The sequence below is a fragment of the Jiangella rhizosphaerae genome (genome assembly GCF_003579925.1).
Lineage (GTDB): Bacteria > Actinomycetota > Actinomycetes > Jiangellales > Jiangellaceae > Jiangella > Jiangella rhizosphaerae.
Genome location: NZ_QUAL01000190.1, coordinates 64128 through 78758, shown reverse-complemented (window position 1 = coordinate 78758; position 14631 = coordinate 64128). Strand labels below are relative to the sequence as shown.

19 protein-coding genes and 4 tRNA genes are annotated in these 14631 nt (G+C 70.5%); 14 read left to right on the top strand and 9 right to left on the bottom strand.

Translation table 11 applies throughout. The features are described 5' to 3' along the window. Nucleotides 1-213: 213 nt before the first annotated feature. Nucleotides 214-768 (bottom strand): GNAT family N-acetyltransferase, encoded by a 555-nt coding sequence (locus DY240_RS21920; protein WP_119661962.1) that lies wholly within the window; start codon nucleotides 766-768, stop codon nucleotides 214-216. After that, entirely contained in the window at nucleotides 765-1544 is a 780-nt protein-coding gene (locus DY240_RS21915) for a GntR family transcriptional regulator (protein WP_147375433.1), read from the bottom strand. Before DY240_RS21915 ends, DY240_RS21920 begins: the two co-directional genes overlap by 4 nt. 148 nt (nucleotides 1545-1692) lie before the next feature. On the opposite strand from DY240_RS21915, the gene DY240_RS21910 reads away from it, so the two are divergent. The 11 genes from DY240_RS21910 (at nucleotide 1693) to DY240_RS21870 (ending at nucleotide 8244) form a co-directional block, all read left to right on the top strand. After that, a complete protein-coding gene (locus tag DY240_RS21910) occupies nucleotides 1693-2115 on the top strand; it encodes a plasmid replication, integration and excision activator (protein WP_119661960.1) in 423 nt (140 codons plus the stop codon). 5 nt (nucleotides 2116-2120) lie between these two features. Continuing rightward, complete coding sequence (locus tag DY240_RS21905) at nucleotides 2121-2333, top strand: hypothetical protein (protein WP_158602943.1); 213 nt, start codon at nucleotides 2121-2123, stop codon at nucleotides 2331-2333. Nucleotides 2334-2362: 29 nt separating this feature from the next. Then, nucleotides 2363-2566, top strand: a complete 204-nt coding sequence (locus DY240_RS21900) for a hypothetical protein (RefSeq protein WP_147375432.1) — start codon at nucleotides 2363-2365, stop codon at nucleotides 2564-2566. 202 nt (nucleotides 2567-2768) lie between these two features. Next, the gene (locus tag DY240_RS21895; RefSeq protein WP_119661957.1) at nucleotides 2769-2951 is read left to right on the top strand and encodes a hypothetical protein; all 183 of its coding nucleotides are present in this window, start codon (nucleotides 2769-2771) and stop codon (nucleotides 2949-2951) included. Between the two features lie 6 nt (nucleotides 2952-2957). Then, nucleotides 2958-3122, top strand: coding sequence for a hypothetical protein (locus DY240_RS32195; protein ID WP_158602942.1), 165 nt, complete (start codon nucleotides 2958-2960; stop codon nucleotides 3120-3122). Nucleotides 3123-3141: 19 nt separating this feature from the next. Next, entirely contained in the window at nucleotides 3142-3297 is a 156-nt protein-coding gene (locus tag DY240_RS32190; RefSeq protein ID WP_158602941.1) for a hypothetical protein, read from the top strand. 5 nt (nucleotides 3298-3302) lie between these two features. Then, on the top strand, nucleotides 3303-4883 hold the full coding sequence (locus DY240_RS33765; RefSeq protein ID WP_147375431.1) for an FtsK/SpoIIIE domain-containing protein: 1581 nt from the start codon (nucleotides 3303-3305) through the stop codon (nucleotides 4881-4883). Beyond that, complete coding sequence (locus tag DY240_RS21885) at nucleotides 4880-5137, top strand: hypothetical protein (protein WP_119661955.1); 258 nt, start codon at nucleotides 4880-4882, stop codon at nucleotides 5135-5137. The genes DY240_RS33765 and DY240_RS21885 overlap by 4 nt, the downstream gene beginning before the upstream one ends. Before the next feature lie 148 nt (nucleotides 5138-5285). Beyond that, the gene (locus tag DY240_RS21880) at nucleotides 5286-6719 is read left to right on the top strand and encodes a replication initiator (RefSeq protein ID WP_119661954.1); all 1434 of its coding nucleotides are present in this window, start codon (nucleotides 5286-5288) and stop codon (nucleotides 6717-6719) included. An 86-nt stretch (nucleotides 6720-6805) separates the two neighbouring features. Beyond that, nucleotides 6806-7003: a helix-turn-helix domain-containing protein gene (locus DY240_RS21875; protein ID WP_119661953.1), complete on the top strand. Its 198-nt coding sequence runs from the start codon at nucleotides 6806-6808 to the stop codon at nucleotides 7001-7003. Then, entirely contained in the window at nucleotides 7000-8244 is a 1245-nt protein-coding gene (locus tag DY240_RS21870) for a tyrosine-type recombinase/integrase (protein WP_119661952.1), read from the top strand. Before DY240_RS21875 ends, DY240_RS21870 begins: the two co-directional genes overlap by 4 nt. Before the next feature lie 78 nt (nucleotides 8245-8322). Here the strand turns inward: DY240_RS21870 and DY240_RS21865 are convergent. From DY240_RS21865 to DY240_RS21855, 3 genes are all read right to left on the bottom strand, one after another. Beyond that, nucleotides 8323-8394 (bottom strand) — tRNA-Val (locus DY240_RS21865). Between the two features lie 13 nt (nucleotides 8395-8407). Continuing rightward, a tRNA-Cys gene (locus DY240_RS21860) sits at nucleotides 8408-8478 on the bottom strand. Nucleotides 8479-8504: 26 nt separating this feature from the next. Continuing rightward, a tRNA-Gly gene (locus DY240_RS21855) sits at nucleotides 8505-8577 on the bottom strand. Nucleotides 8578-8632: 55 nt separating this feature from the next. Here DY240_RS21855 and DY240_RS21850 point away from each other — a divergent pair. Together DY240_RS21850 and DY240_RS21845 are read left to right on the top strand one after the other, a co-directional pair. After that, nucleotides 8633-9673, top strand: coding sequence for a chorismate-binding protein (locus DY240_RS21850; RefSeq protein WP_119661951.1), 1041 nt, complete (start codon nucleotides 8633-8635; stop codon nucleotides 9671-9673). Beyond that, on the top strand, nucleotides 9667-10503 hold the full coding sequence (locus DY240_RS21845; RefSeq protein ID WP_119661950.1) for an aminotransferase class IV: 837 nt from the start codon (nucleotides 9667-9669) through the stop codon (nucleotides 10501-10503). Before DY240_RS21850 ends, DY240_RS21845 begins: the two co-directional genes overlap by 7 nt. A gap of 18 nt (nucleotides 10504-10521) precedes the next feature. Here DY240_RS21845 and DY240_RS21840 read toward each other — a convergent pair whose 3' ends face one another. Next, nucleotides 10522-11079, bottom strand: coding sequence for a CGNR zinc finger domain-containing protein (locus tag DY240_RS21840; protein WP_119661949.1), 558 nt, complete (start codon nucleotides 11077-11079; stop codon nucleotides 10522-10524). A gap of 94 nt (nucleotides 11080-11173) precedes the next feature. Further along, nucleotides 11174-11593, bottom strand: coding sequence for an SsgA family sporulation/cell division regulator (locus DY240_RS21835; RefSeq protein WP_119661948.1), 420 nt, complete (start codon nucleotides 11591-11593; stop codon nucleotides 11174-11176). Between the two features lie 99 nt (nucleotides 11594-11692). Between DY240_RS21835 and DY240_RS21830 the strand changes: the two genes are divergently transcribed. Beyond that, nucleotides 11693-11764 (top strand) — tRNA-Val (locus DY240_RS21830). A gap of 160 nt (nucleotides 11765-11924) precedes the next feature. Here DY240_RS21830 and DY240_RS32185 read toward each other — a convergent pair. Next, complete coding sequence (locus tag DY240_RS32185) at nucleotides 11925-12086, bottom strand: hypothetical protein (RefSeq protein ID WP_158602940.1); 162 nt, start codon at nucleotides 12084-12086, stop codon at nucleotides 11925-11927. A gap of 193 nt (nucleotides 12087-12279) precedes the next feature. Further along, on the bottom strand, nucleotides 12280-14595 hold the full coding sequence (locus tag DY240_RS21825; protein WP_119661947.1) for a heavy metal translocating P-type ATPase: 2316 nt from the start codon (nucleotides 14593-14595) through the stop codon (nucleotides 12280-12282). Nucleotides 14596-14631 lie beyond the last annotated feature (36 nt).

Here is a 14631-nt window from a genome sequence, read left to right as displayed (position 1 = left end):
CTTCAAGCGGCCCTCGTCGCCAAGCCCTTGGAGACTGGCCAGTAGCTCGCCCACAGCGATGTCCTCCTCGATGCCGTAGTCGTGGTTCGCTCGGCATGCCAAGCCCATGGCGATGACGAGCCACGACGGCGTCGTCGAACGTCACGCCGCGCTCGTCGGCCACCATCTCGATATGCGCACGGAGGCTGGCCGGTAGTCGTACTGCTAGGTCGTTCACGGCGTCACCTCGACCGGTGAGGGATCTGCGAGGCCGTAGTCTCGCATCGCGTCCGTGACGGTGTCGCGGGCTGGCCGCTCGAACAGCGCCCCGGAGTTGCGGTGAGGCAGCTCGACCGTGCGCACGTGTCGGAATCCTCGCGCGAGGTAGTAGGCGTGCAGGTCCGGGTTCGTCCGCCAGGCATCGAGCCGCAACAGCTCGCCGCCCTGGCGAGCAGCCTGCCGCCCGCACCAGTCCAGCAGCGCCGACCCGAGTCCGGTGTATCCGTCCACGGTCGCGATCTTGCTCACGTAGTAGGCGGGGTCCGCCAGCTCGGCCGGGGTCCAGAAGTCGGCGTCTCCTACCTCGCTGAGGATGGTCGTGGCGACGACCGGTCGGCCGTCTCGAACGACGTAGGCCCGGCCCGCTTCGATGTCCGGCAGGACCTTGCTCGCGGCGAACCGGCGCGGCCACTGGTCGATGCCGCGCGCGTGCAGGCGCGCACTCGCCGCTGACAGCACGTCGAGGAACGCGTCCAGGTCTCGGGGGGTCGCCTGTTCGATGTGCGTCACGCGGGCACCTCGTACAGCAGCCGGTGACGGTCGCCGGGCATGACCGTGACGGTCACTCGAATCGGCTTGCCGCCCTTCGTCACGCCCGTCCGCATGTGGCACATCACCGGGACGCCGGGACCGATGTTGAGTGCCTTCGCTTCGTCCGGCGTCGGCATGCGGGCCGTCAGCTCGTCGTTGTAGTAGACCTGCGCATAGCCCCGGTCCGCGAGGTGGACGGTCAGGCCGGTAGTGACGTCTGCTGGGTCGAGGATCGCGGGCACTTCCTGTGCGAGCCACATGGGGTAGTACGAGTCGTTCATGTTCCACGGCTGATCGTCTGCGAAACGGATACGCCTGCGTACTGCCACCGTCGCACCGTTGTCGAGGTTCAGCCGTTCGGAAACGTCAACTGGCGCGTGCAGCACAGCGACCTCAATGTCGGTCCGTGGCACGCGACCCTGGCTGCGCATGTCGTCGACCCACGAGTCGACGCCCGACGGCCTCCGCCTGGCGCGGCTCTCCGACCGCGACGCGTAGATCCAGACTGGCTCTCGTCGGCGCACCTGCCGTCCTCGACCCTGCCGGACCTCGATCAACCCCGCGTTCTCTAGATCGCCGAGGGCGTTCCGGACAGTGTTGCGGGACACGCCGTATCTCTGCATGAGCACCGGCTCGGTCGGCAGGGTCGCACCTGGCGGAAGCTCACCGGTCTCGATCGCGCGCCGTAGGTCATCGGCAACGGCGGTCCGTAGGTGCTTACCGCTCGGCCGCATGGGCGTGTCGTCGCTGGTCAAGGAGTCCTCCAGAGATTCGTACCAACGATTCTACCCGTACCCCTTGACCTTGTGACCCACCCATGAGAAGCTAAATTCGTACCAATGAATGGTACGAGTCCAACTAGGGGTACCGGTCCGGCCGGTGCCTGAACCCAAGGAGGCAGTGATGGCACTGCAGGGACGTATCCCGGTCACCCACGACATGGTCTTCCCGCACGGCGCGATGGTCCGTGGCGAGGCCACCCAGGTGGACAACTTCGACCAGTCGACCAAGGACAACCGGGTCCAGGAGATCGACAAGGTGACTGGCCTGCGGGTGTGGCAGGTACGGGTCGAGGACATGGACCCGGAGGTCCGCAAGGGTCAGGAGACGATCACGGTCAAGATCCTCGCCGATGTGTGCCCGACGCTGCCGGACACCATCCACGGTCTGCCGTTCCGGCCGGTCGAGTTCACCGGCATGACGGTCACCCCGTACGTGGAAGAGGGTCGCGGACGGCCCCGGATGGCCTACAGCTACCGCGCCACCGGCGTGCAGGCTCCGAGCAAGGGCGCTCGCCGTCCGTCCGGTGAGAACCAGGCCGCGTGATCACCGTGGCGAGCAACCTGACCGTCAACGTCCACGTCAACGAGGACACCCCGATCACGCACGTCGTGCACCAGCGCGGCGAGTTCTGCGACACGTTCGCCTCGGTCAACGTCGGGGACGCTTCGCTTCTGCTCGACCTGGACGACATCGACCGGCTCACTGCAGAGCTGCGCGCCACTCGCGACGACCTGGCCGCGCTGTCGAAGGCGGCTGCGTGATGGCCGGGGCGCTCGCACCGTCCGGTGGCGTGCTGTACGTCGATGAGTCGGTGACGGTCGACCCGCTGGACTGCGGCGTCACCTTCGACGGGGTCGACGGCGGCACGGTGCAGCTCGTGACGCTCGATCCGGGCGTGCTCTACCGGCTGGCCGCGTGCGCGATGGTCGCCGCCGACACCCTCACGAGCAAGCTCGCCACCCAGGCGGGCACGGGGGCTGTCGCCCCTCGATGAGCACCGCCCAGGAGCCGGACTGGCCGCTAAACCTTCGGCTCCTGGGCGGCTTCCATCTCCAACCCCCTGAGAAGGAGGGGAGAGGCATGTTCCACCGTAGTACTGCCCGGCCCACCTCGTGGGCGCTGCCGCTGGTGCTGCTGGCGTTGCTGGTCCTGGCCGGTGTCGTCGGCACGACCGCGACCGCTCTCGGAGTGCTGTCGTGAACGGCGAACCGGTCCTGTTCGCCGCGCTCGCCGTCGATGGTGTCGCGTCGTACGGGTTCGCCTGCACGGTGTGCGGACGGCGCCAGGCCACCCAGCCCGACACCGCCTGTGCCTCGTGCGCCAAGCCCGCCAAGCGGACTCGCCGCCCGGCCCGTAAGAGCACGGCCGCGAAGCGGTGATCGGTCGTGGCGCGGCTGCTGTTCTGCGATGCCTGCCCGTCGACCACCGTCGCTGACGACTCGACGGGCGGGTGGTTCGTCTTCACCGACCACGACGGCCCCGGCAATGCCCGCTGCCCGGAGTGCCTGCCCGATCATCCTGGCCAGCCTTTCGACCTGGCCCAGCTCTGACCCCGGACGGAGACACCTGATGTACACCAAGCCCGATCCCCGCTACGACGGGCGCTGCATGAACTGCAAGCGGACCACCGACCCGATGTGGTTGTCCCGGCTGACCGGGTTCGTCTACTGCGACGATCACCGGTTCACCGTCGCCACCTGGCCCGACCTCGTGAAGGTGGTGTGACCACGATGACCGCTCCCGTCACCACGATCACTCCCGGCCAGGCGGCCACGTTCGCCAAGGGCCTGCGTGACCGTGACTCCTGGCCGCGTCAGCTCCTGGCGTGGTTCCTCGTCGTCCTGGCGATCCTCACCGTGCTCCCCGGCCTGGTCCTGCTGCTGTGGAAGTTCCCCGCGCTGGTCGGGTCGCTGCTGGTCGGTGTCGCCGCCGTGCTCACGACCTGGTACTTCCTGGCTGCGGACTGGATCCTCGTGGCGGCCGCCGTCGTGGCGCCGGCCGGTCTGCTCGCGCTGTGGCGGCACCTGCACCGGGCCTCGTTCGCCCCGGTCGGTGCCCGGCTGCTCGGCGGGGTCCGGGCCACGTTCCTCTACCGGCCCCGGTGGCGTCGCCACACCATCGCCTGCGGCCTGGCCACCAAGGACCGCAACGGCGACCCCGTCATCCCACGCCTGGTGCGGGTCATCTCCCGCTACGGCCGCGACGAGCTGCGGGTCCGGCTGCTGCCTGGCCAGACCCCGGACGACTGGCGCGACCACGTCGTGCAGCTCGCGCACGCCTACCGGGTCGGCGGCTCGCACCCGGAGTACATCGACCGCGTGACCGCCCGCACGGTCAAGTCCGGCACCGTGACGCTGGTCTTCCCCAGGGCGGACAAGCTGGCCGCCCCGGTGCCCCGGTTCGCCCCACTCCCGGTCGAGCAGATCGACTTCGAACGGCTCCCGGTCGCCCGCCGCGAGGACGGCCTGGCCTACCGGCTGCAGGTGCTCTACACGCACGTCCTGGTCGCCGGGGCCAGCGGCTCGGGCAAGGGCAGCGTGTTGTGGTCCATCGTCGCCGCGCTCGCCCCCGCGATCCCCACGCGGCTGGTCCGGCTGTGGGGCATCGACCCCAAGGGCGGCATGGAGCTCACGATGGGCCGGATGCTGTTCGACCGGCTGGCCTGGGACAACGGCCGCGACGGTATCGCCGAGGCCAAGGCCGAAGAGCTGGTGACGCTCATGGAAGACCTCGCCGCGCTCGTGCGGGAACGCACCGGCGACCTGGCCGGACGCACCCGCAAACTCGCCCCGTCGACCGAACACCCGTTCATCGTCTGCATCGTCGACGAGCTGGCGTTCCTGACCGCCTACATGCCCTACAAGACCCTGAAGACCCGGTTCGACTCCGCCCTGACCACGGTCCTGTCCCAAGGCCGCGCGGTCGGCGTGACCGTCGTCGCGCTGCTGCAAGACCCCCGCAAGGAGACGGTCCCGCAACGCAACCTCTTCCCGGTCAAAGTCGGGCTGCGCCTGGACTCCGAAGAAGAGTCCAAGATGGTGCTGGGCAAGAAGGCGTGGGAACGCGGCGCGCTGTGTGAATCGATCCCGATGTCCACGCCCGGTGTCGCGTTCGTGCTCATCGACGGCCAACCCACCCCGTGGCGGGTCCGGTTCACCCACATCACCGACGACGACGTGCGCGACCTCGCCTGGAACTACACCACCCCACCCCCACCACCCCCCGCCGTCGAGCCAGCCACGCCCGCGCTGGCCGCCGTCCCCGACCCCGACGACCACGACGCCGCCGAGACCCCGGCGGTGGCGGCATGAACGGTCTGACCGTGTTGTCGCTGTTCTCCGGGATCGGCGGCATCGACCTCGGCCTTGAACGCGCCCGGCGAGGACGTGAGGGCAGCCGCATGATCCGCATCCGTGTCACCGGCAGCCGCGAGGAGTGCGAGGCCGCCTCGGAACTGCTCGCCGACGTGCTCGACGTGCTCCGCTCGACCGGCCCGGTGTTGTTCCGGTCCAACGCCGTCCCGCCGGAGTACTCGGTCAACCTCGCCGCCCGGATCCGGCCATGACCGCTGTGTGTGTCGTGTGTGGCGGCAAGGCCAAGGCCGACGGTGGGGTCTGCTCGACCCGGTGCCTGACCCAGCTCGCGCACCGCACCGCCACCGGATGCCGGTCCTGGCCGTGCGACGGTGCTCACGTCGACCGCGAGGCCGCGTCGTGACCTCGACCGCCAGCCTGGCCGCCCTCGACGTGGACCAGCTCGCCGCCCGGCTCTCCCAGTCCGAGGCCGAGCGGTCCACGCGGGGGTGCTCCAACCCCATCCGCCTACAGGGCAGCTCCGTGCACGTGGACGCGGTCACGGGTGAGGTCGTCGGCACCTACAGCTCCGACGACGAGCACGACGGCTACACCTACGTGCGCTGCGGCAACCGCCGCGAAGCTGTCTGCCCATCCTGCTCGCGCGAGTACAAGGGCGACGCCTGGCACGTCCTCATGGCCGGGCTTGTCGGTGGTCACGGGGTACCCGAGACGGTGCGCACCCACCCGAGCGTGTTCGTCACCCTCACCGCCCCCTCGTTCGGCCCCGTCCACCGCGCCACGAGCACGAACGGGCACGGCAAGAAGACACCGTGCCGGGCCCGCCGCGACCGCCCCGTCTGCCCGCACGGACGCCCGCTGTCGTGCACCCGCCGCCACACCGACGACGACCGCTTCGTCGGTCAGCCGTTGTGCCGGGACTGCTACGACTACACCGCCCACGTGGTGTGGCAGTGGCACGCCCCCGAACTGTGGCGCAGGTTCACCATCGCGTTGCGCCGCCAGCTCGCCCGCTCGGTCGGGCTGCCGGTCAGCTCGAAGAAGGGCCTCGGGTTCGTCGACTTCGCCCGCGTCGCCTACACCAAGGTCACCGAGTTCCAAGCACGCGGCGTGGTGCACTTCCATGCCGTCGTCCGCCTCGACGGTCCCACCGGTCCCGACAGTCCGCCGCTGCTCGACCTGAGCGCCGACGACATCACCACCGCCGTCCGTGCCGCCGCCGCGCACGTCTACGCCGACGCCGACACCCCGCACGGCGACACGCTGCGGCTGCGGTGGGGGACCCAGCTCGACACCCGCACCATCACCCTCGGCGCTGGCCGCGACAACAGCACCGGTCCGGCGCACCCGGAGATGGTCGGCGGCTACCTGTCCAAGTACCTCACCAAGGGCGTCGAAGACTTCGGGCTCCCCACCACCGGGCGGATCCGCTCCGCGTCCGATGCCCGCCACGCCGGGGCCACCGACCACGCCTGCCGGATCATCGCCGCCGCCGCCCGCCTCGTCACCGTCAACGAGGACTACCAACCCATCGCACGGCGTCTGGCCACCCTCGGCTACCGAGGCCACCCCATCACCAAGTCCCGCGCCTACGGCGTCACCTTCGGCTCCCGCCGCGAAGCACGCCGCACCTGGCGACGCCGCCGCGCCCACCTCGAGCCCGATGCCGTCGTGCGCGACGTGCTCGACCTCGACCCCGACCAGGTCGACCAGGTCGACGCCGTGATCACGCTCGGGTCCTGGACCTACGCCGGGCGCGGCTACCTCACCGACTTCGACGCTGCGAACGCCGTCCGCACCCACACCCTGACCCGCATCCGACGTGCGCAGTAAATCCTTCGACCGCGGCTGCCGGATTCGCCCGCCAGGCCAGCTGCTCCAACAGGAAATCTTCCGGCCCCGACAACGGGAGGACTCTCATGACTGACACGATCATCCGGCCGAAGTGGCTGACTACCGCCGAGGTCGCGCTCATGCTCGGATTCGGGCTGTCCAAGACCAAGATGCTGGTGCTCACGGGTGAGCTGCGCTCGGTCAAGGTCGGCCGGTATCGCAAGGTGCTGCCCGAGTGGGTGGACGAGTACATCGCCCGCATCGTCGAGGAGGCAGCGGCATGACCGGCCGCGTCCGTGCGAACGGTGAAGGGTCGATCTACCCGTACCGCACCGGCTACGCCGCCTACGCCTGGGTGACCAAGCCCAACGGCAACCGCGCCCGCAAGTACGTCTACGGCAAGACCGAAGACGAGGTGCGGGACAAGATCGGCAACGTCCGCGAGGCTGCCGAACGTGGCCCGGTCGCGACCAGCTCCATGACCGTGCGGGCGTACGCGCTGAACTGGCTGGAAGACCTGATCCGGCCCAACCTCGCCCCGGCCACCTACGCCAAGTACGAGACGTTCGTGCGCCGCTACATCATCCCCGGCATCGGCTCGAAGCGGGTCGACCGGCTCACCGTCCGCGACGTGCAGACCTGGCTCAACAAGGTCCGCACCACCTGCCAGTGCTGCGCGCAGGGCAAGGATGCCGCCAGGGGAGAGGCCGCCCGCTGCTGCGCGGTCAAGCCGCGACGGTGCTGCAAGGACCTGCCCGCGCCCAGCTCGGTCCGGGCGATCCGTGAGTGCGTCCGCTCGATGCTGTCCGCCGCGCTGACTGACGAGCTGGTAACGCGCAACGTCGCCGCCCTGGTCAAGCTCCCGCACGGCCGCGCCCGCCAGACACAAGCGTGGACCAGCGAACAGGCCCGCCTGTTCCTCGACTCCGCTCGCCGCGACCATGACCCACTGCTCGCGCTCTACGTCCTGGTCCTCGTGCTCGGGCTGCGCAAGGGCGAAGTGCTCGGGCTGTGCTGGTCCGATGTGAACACCGACAGCGGCGAGGTCCACCTGACCCGTCAACTCCAGCGCGTCGGGGGAGAGCTGCTGCACCGCGACCTCAAGACCGACAGCTCGTCCGCTCGGCTGCCACTGCCCGACATCGTCGTCGCCGCGCTCAAGCAACGTCGCCAGGACCAGTCCGCCGACCAGGACACGGCGGGGGAGCTGTGGCACACCACCGACCTCGTGTTCACCACCCGCTACGGCACCCCGATCGAACCCCGCAACGTGAACCGCTCCTTCACCCGCCGCTGCGGGCTGGCCACCGTGCCAACGATCACCGTCCACGACGCCCGCCGCACCTGCGCAACCCTGCTCGTCGACCTCGGCGTACACCCCCGCGTGGTCATGCAGATCCTCCGCCACAGCAAGATCGCCATGACGATGGAGATCTACAGCAAGGTCACATCCGACCAGACCCGCGACGCCCTCCGCCAGCTCGGAGACGCCCTCGGCTGGGCCGACGACGACCAGGGCGAATGATGACTACTGCTGTACTTCGCTGCTGTACGGGCATGAAAGAGGCCCTACCGACAAGATCGATAGGGCCTCTGACCTGGGTGGGCGATACTGGGATTGAACCAGTGACCTCTTCCGTGTCAGGGAAGCGCTCTCCCGCTGAGCTAATCGCCCGTGTGTTCGTGCGAGGTGGAGACGGGATTTGAACCCGTGTAGACGGCTTTGCAGGCCGTTGCCTCGCCTCTCGGCCACTCCACCGTGATGAGGGCCAGAGCCCCGCTCCGAGCGGACGACGGGACTCGAACCCGCGACCCTCACCTTGGCAAGGTGATGCGCTACCAACTGCGCTACGTCCGCATTGCATCGGGCCGGTTTCCCGGAACCGCGGTGCGGGTGAAACATTAGCCCATCCATGCCGCCGTCGCCAAACCCGGTAGCGTCGCGTGTTGTGGACGTGCCGCCGACGCCCCTGGCGCACCTCGGGGGACACCTGGCCACGGGGCTGGTGGAGGTGTCGTCCGACCTGCGGGTCCTCGACCAATCCGGGCGGTGGGCCGTCGTCGTCACGTTCGAGGGCGAGGTCGTCTGCGCCCGGTTCGAGCACTGGGAGAACGCGCCGCTGCCACGGGCCGATCGGCCGTGGACCGGCCCCGCGGAGGCCGCCTGGACGTCGTCGATGGACCGGGCCGCCTACGTCCGAGCCGTCCGTGACGTGCGCCAACGCATCGCGGCCGGGACGGTGTACCAGGTCAACGTGTGCCGGGTGCTCGAGGCGCCGCTGCCCGGCGGCGACAACGATCTTCTGCCGCTGGCGAACAGACTCCGCGACCGGCACGACGCGCCGTTCGCCGGCATCGTCGCGATCCCGGGTCTCCAGGTGGTGACGGCTTCGCCCGAGCTGTTCCTGCGCCGCCGCGGCGACCACGTCACGTCGTCGCCGATCAAGGGGACGGGACGGACGGCGGCGGACCTCACGGCCAAGGACGGCGCCGAGAACGTGATGATCGTCGACCTCGTCCGCAACGACCTCTCCAGGGTCTGCGTCACCGGCAGCATCGTCGTCGACGACCTGCTGAGCGTCGAGAAGCACCCGGGCCTGGTCCACCTGGTGTCGACGGTGAGCGGGCGGCTGCGGCCCGGCGCGGGCTGGGCCGACCTGTTCGCCGCGACGTTCCCGCCCGGCTCGGTGTCCGGCGCGCCGAAGTCGACGGCGCTGCGGGCGATCGCCGACCTCGAGCCGGTGCCGCGCGGGCCGTACTGCGGCGCCGTCGGCTGGGTCGACGCCGACACGGGGGAGGGCGAGCTGGCCGTCGGCATCCGCACGTTCTGGGCGCGCGACGGCGTGCTGCGGTTCGGGACCGGCGCCGGCATCACGTGGGGCTCGGATCCGGACCGCGAGTGGGCCGAGACGGAGCTCAAGGCGGAGCGCCTCGTAGGCTTGGCCTCGTGCTGACTTGGGTGAACGGTGAGCTGCTGGACGAGTCCGAGGCGACCGCCAGCGTGTTCGATCACGGCTTCACGGTGGGCGACGGCGTCTTCGAGACCGTGAAGGTCGTCGGCGGCGTGTCCTTCGCGCTGGGCCGGCACCTGGCCCGCCTGGGCCGCTCGGCCGCCGGGCTGGGGCTTCCGGCCCCCGACCACGCGGAGGTCGCCAAGGCGTGCGAGCAGGTCGCGGCCCAGGCCACCGGCGACGGCGTGTACCGGCTGCGCATCACCTACACCGGCGGCGTGGGGCCGCTGGGCTCGCAGCGCGGCGACGCCGGGCCGACGCTCGTGGTCGCGCTGGCGGCGGCCGCGCCGCAGCCGCCGGAGACGACCGTGGCGGTGGTGCCCTGGCCGCGCAACGAACGGGGTGCGCTGGCCGGCCTGAAGACCACGTCGTACGCCGAGAACGTCGTCGCGCTCGAGCGCGCGGCCTCGGCCGGGGCCAGCGAGGCGCTGTGCGCCGACACCCGCGGCCGGCTGTGCGAGGGCACGGGCAGCAACGTCTTCGTCGTCGTGGACGGCCGGCTGCTGACGCCGTCGACGGCGACGGGGTGCCTGGCCGGCGTCACCCGCGACCTCGTCATCGAGTGGTGCGGCGCGACGGAGGCCGAGCTCGACCTCGGCGTCCTCGACACCGCCGACGAGATCTTCCTCACGTCGACGACGCGCGACGTGCAGGCGGTCTCGGCGGTCGTCTGGGACGACGGGCGACGGCGCGAGCTGCCGGCGCCCGGCCCGGTGACGGCCCGCGCCGCGGCGACGTTCGCCGAGCGTGCGGCGGCCGACCCCGAGCCGTGAGCTGACGCCGTCGCGGCCTCAGACGGCGGCGGCGCGCTGCCGCTCGCGGTAGGCCGCGACGTGCAGCCGGTTGCCGCACGTGCGGCTGTCGCAGTAGCGCTTGGAGCGGTTGCGCGAGAGGTCGACCAGCACGCGCTCGCAGTCGGGTGCGGAGCAGACCTGCAACCGCTCCTGCTCGCCCGCGACCACCACGAACGACAACGCCATGCCGGCGTCGATCAGCAGGTGCTCGGCGGGCGCCGCGCCGGGCGCGAAGTAGTGGGTGTGCCAGTCGTAGCCGTCGTGGTTGGTCAGCCGCGGGCATACTCGCGCGCCGTCGAGCAGATCGTTGACGAGGTCGGCGGCCTCGGCGGTGTCGCCGGCCTCGAAGACCTCGCGCAGCCGCGGGCGCAGCGCCCGGACGGCGCGCAGGTCGGCCTCGGTGACCGTGGGCAGGTCGCTGATCTTGTACAGATCGATGAACGACCGCAGCGAGCCGACGTCGGGTAACCCCTCGGTGCCGGTCGCGACGGGATCGGTGTTCACCAGGTCGACGACAACCTCGAGAGCGTGCTCGACGTCGTGGCTGAAGGTCACGTGCCTGCCCTTACCTCGGATTCCGGGGTCTCAAGTGGGATGACCGTAATCCACCGGTGCGTGGGGCACAACAGGCGAGGGACAGGTGGAGAGGTCAGGTACGGTCCAGCAGGGAGTCGAGCACAGCGTCGATGCTGAGCAGCCGGCCCTCGATGCCCGTGGGCACCAGCGCCCACGTCTGGATGAGGAAGTCCTCGACGGCCGTCGCCGGCGCCTCGAGCACCGCGTCGCCGTCAGGGGAGCGCAGCCGCAGCCGCACCGTCGGCGTGCCGTGCTGGTCCATCGCCGGCCAGACGTTGATGTCGCCCTGGCCGCTGGCGTCGTCGAGCCCGGCGCTGAGCAGGTCGCGGGCGAACACCCACGGCACCGGCTCGCGCGCCGTCGTGTCGAACACCGCCGTGACCGCCAGCGGATCGGTGGCGCTGTAGCGCAGCTCCGCCTGGATGTACCGCTCGCCGTCACCGTCGTCGAGCAGGCGCAGAGCCAGGGGATAGGAGATGGTCGACGCGCTCATGGCCAGTAGTGTCAGGCCATTCCGGACATCGCGCAACGCGAAACCCGGGCAGTGGTTTCCGTCGCGGCCCCGGGGTGCGGTATGGTTCTGGTCGCGCCCGGGCGATTAGCTCAGCGGGAGAGCGCTTCGTTCACACCGAAGAGGTCACTGGTTCGATCCCAGTATCGCCCACCCAGGTCAGAGGCTGTTTCGATCATGTCCTCCACGCTCCTGTTCCCGTTCTGTGGGATATCTGTGGGACGACCTCGATCTCCCGTCGAAACCCTCGACAGGATGCATCGCCAGGCGTTCCTCTCGTGGGACAGGATCTCCGGCGTCCGCGCCTCGACCATCAGCGTCTTGTGGCTGTGTCGTAGCCCGCGATGATTAACGCGGCCGCGCCGACGGGATCGCCCCAGTTGACGCCGAAGAAGAGCGAGGTCCCGGTGATGATCACCGCAGCCTGGGCGATGGCCACCGCGAAGCGACCGGCGGCCTCGCCGGTGATGATCACGCCGATGGGCGTGGGCGTCGCAACATCCGCCGAGAGATGCCGAGCCGGCGCGTCTCGATGACGGCGACCGCCGCCGTGAGCGAGGTCAAGAACACGAAGAGCAGCAGCAGTTGTGTGCTGGCGCCCTGGTCGAACCGGGATAGGCCGCTGCCGGCGGGACTTCGGGCCTGCCCTGACGGCGCGACGAGCTGCTTCAGCGTGTTCGGGGACCCACAGCGACCGGTGATGACGGCAGCAGGCTGAAGGCGGTCTCGTCCTCTTGGGCGTTGTGGAGCCGGAGCACGCCGTAGAGTCCGTAGAGCAGCCGGCGCAGTTCGATGACGTCCTCGGGCTGGACGTGCTCGTCCCGGAGGCCTTCGAGGAGCCGGCCGAGCGTGGCGACCTGGTGTTCGATCTCGGCATGGGTCCGGGTCAGCGCGTACGTCGCCGGATCGCCCAGGACACGGGCGACGATGGGCACCAGGTCGTCCTGATCGGCTCGCTCGTGGGCGAGGAGGTCCGTCTGGAGGCGTTCCACGAGCCTGCGTACTGGGCCGAGGCCGGGGTCGTGCGTGGTCAGGCCGTCAGCGACGGCGCGGATCTCCTCGACGACGGCGAGGGAGGACTCGTGCTGGGCGCGCAGCTCGCGGCCCCGCGCCACGTCCGCGGGCGGCATGGTGACCGTGTGGGTGCGACCGGGTAGGACGGCGCGTAGCGCGAGCCCGATCGCGAGCACATCGATGAGCTCCTGCAGGACGGCACCGGCGGCCGGGGGAAGGAGACCGGCGGCTGCCATGAGCATGGCCGCCAAGGACAGGCCCATGCCGACGCCGACCGCTTGCCGCGCGATGCGGCGGGCGCGTTGTGCGATCAGGATGGCGTCGGCGAGCGCGTCCACCCGGTCGACGGTGAGCACGACATCGGCGGCTTCGGAGGAGGCGGTGGCGCCGTGGGCGGCGAGGGCCACTCCGACGTCGGCCGCGGCGAGGGCGGGGGCGTCGTTGACTCCGTCGCCCACCATCACGGTGGTGCCCGCCTCCCGCTCGGCCTCGATGACCGCCAGCTTCTCACCCGGATCACAATCGGCTCGGACGGAATCGGTCCCGACGATCCTGCCGACCGACTCGGCGGTGTCGGTGCGGTCACCGGTGACGAGGACGATGCGCCTGATCCCGGCCTCGCGCAGACTGTGGATCATCCGTGGTGCGTCGGGCCGGATGACGTCCTCGAGAAGGAACGCACCGGCCGGTCGTCCGTCGATCGAGACGAACACCGTCAGAGATCCGTCCAGGCCGGCACGCCGCCGCACGCGACGCACCCAGGGTGGGGCGGGGTCGGGGGCGATCCAGGACCGCTTTCCCAGAGCGACCTCGTGGTCACCGACGACACCGCTGAGGCCGTAGCCGTGCTCCTCGGTCACCTGCCGCGGCAGGTCCAGCTTCAGACCGCGGGTGTTGGCGGTGGACACGATGGCGCTGGCGAGGACGTGCGGCGACATCTGGTCCAGCGACGCGGCCAGGTGGAGCAACTCGTCGGCGCCGAGGGCGTCGGATCCGGTGACGATGTCAGTGACGTGAGGGCGGCCTCGGGTCAGGGTGCCGGTCTTGTCGAAGAGGACCACGCGGGCCGCGGCGAGGCGTTCCAGCGTTCCGCCTCCCTTGATGACGACGCCGGCGCGGGTGGCGCGGGACAGACCCGAGATGTACGCGATGGGTGCGGCGAGCAGGAGAGGGCAGGGCGTCGCGACGACCAGCACGGCGACGGCGCGCACCGGGTCTGCGGCCAGAGCCCAGGCTCCGGCGGCGAGCAGCAGCGTCAGGGGAACGAACAGGACCGCGAGGCGATCGGCCAATCGGACGAAGGGCGCCGACGAGGCCTGTGCCTGTTCGACGAGCCGGACCAGCCCCGCGTAGGTGGAGTCGGCCGCGGCCGCAGTGGCGAGCAGGTCGAACGGCGCGCCGGAGTTGACCGCGCCGCTGCGGGCGTCCTCGCCCGGCGTCCGTTCGACCGGGAGCGGCTCACCGGTCAGCGCCGACTCGTCCAGGGTCGCTTCGGTGAACAGCCGGCCGTCGACGGGGACGACGTCCCCGCTCCGCACGAGCAGCCGATCGCCGATGGTGACGTCGTCGACGGGGATGTCGATCAGCTGATCGCCGGCACGACGTCGAGCGGTGCGCGGCGACCGTTCCAGCAACAGCCGCAGCTCACGGCGTGCGCGCGCGTCCGCCCGAGCCTCCAGCAGCCGCCCGGTGGCCAGCATCACGGTGATCATCGCGCCGGCGAAGTACTCGCCCACCGCCAGCGCGCCCGCCAGAGCGAGTACGGCGATGACGTCGACCGACGGCTCCCGCCTGCGTACTGCGGCAGCCGTCCAAGCTACGGAGGCCGCCAGGCCGAGCACCGTGCCGACGAGCCAGCACACCTCGGCGGCGTCGACCGGCCCGAGCAGCCACAAGGCGCCCCCGAGCGCCAAGAGCAGTGTGGACGCTGCGAACAGCAACACTGCGACCCGGCCCTTGACGACATCCATTCCCTCAGCCTTGTCACCGGCGCACCACACCGACAG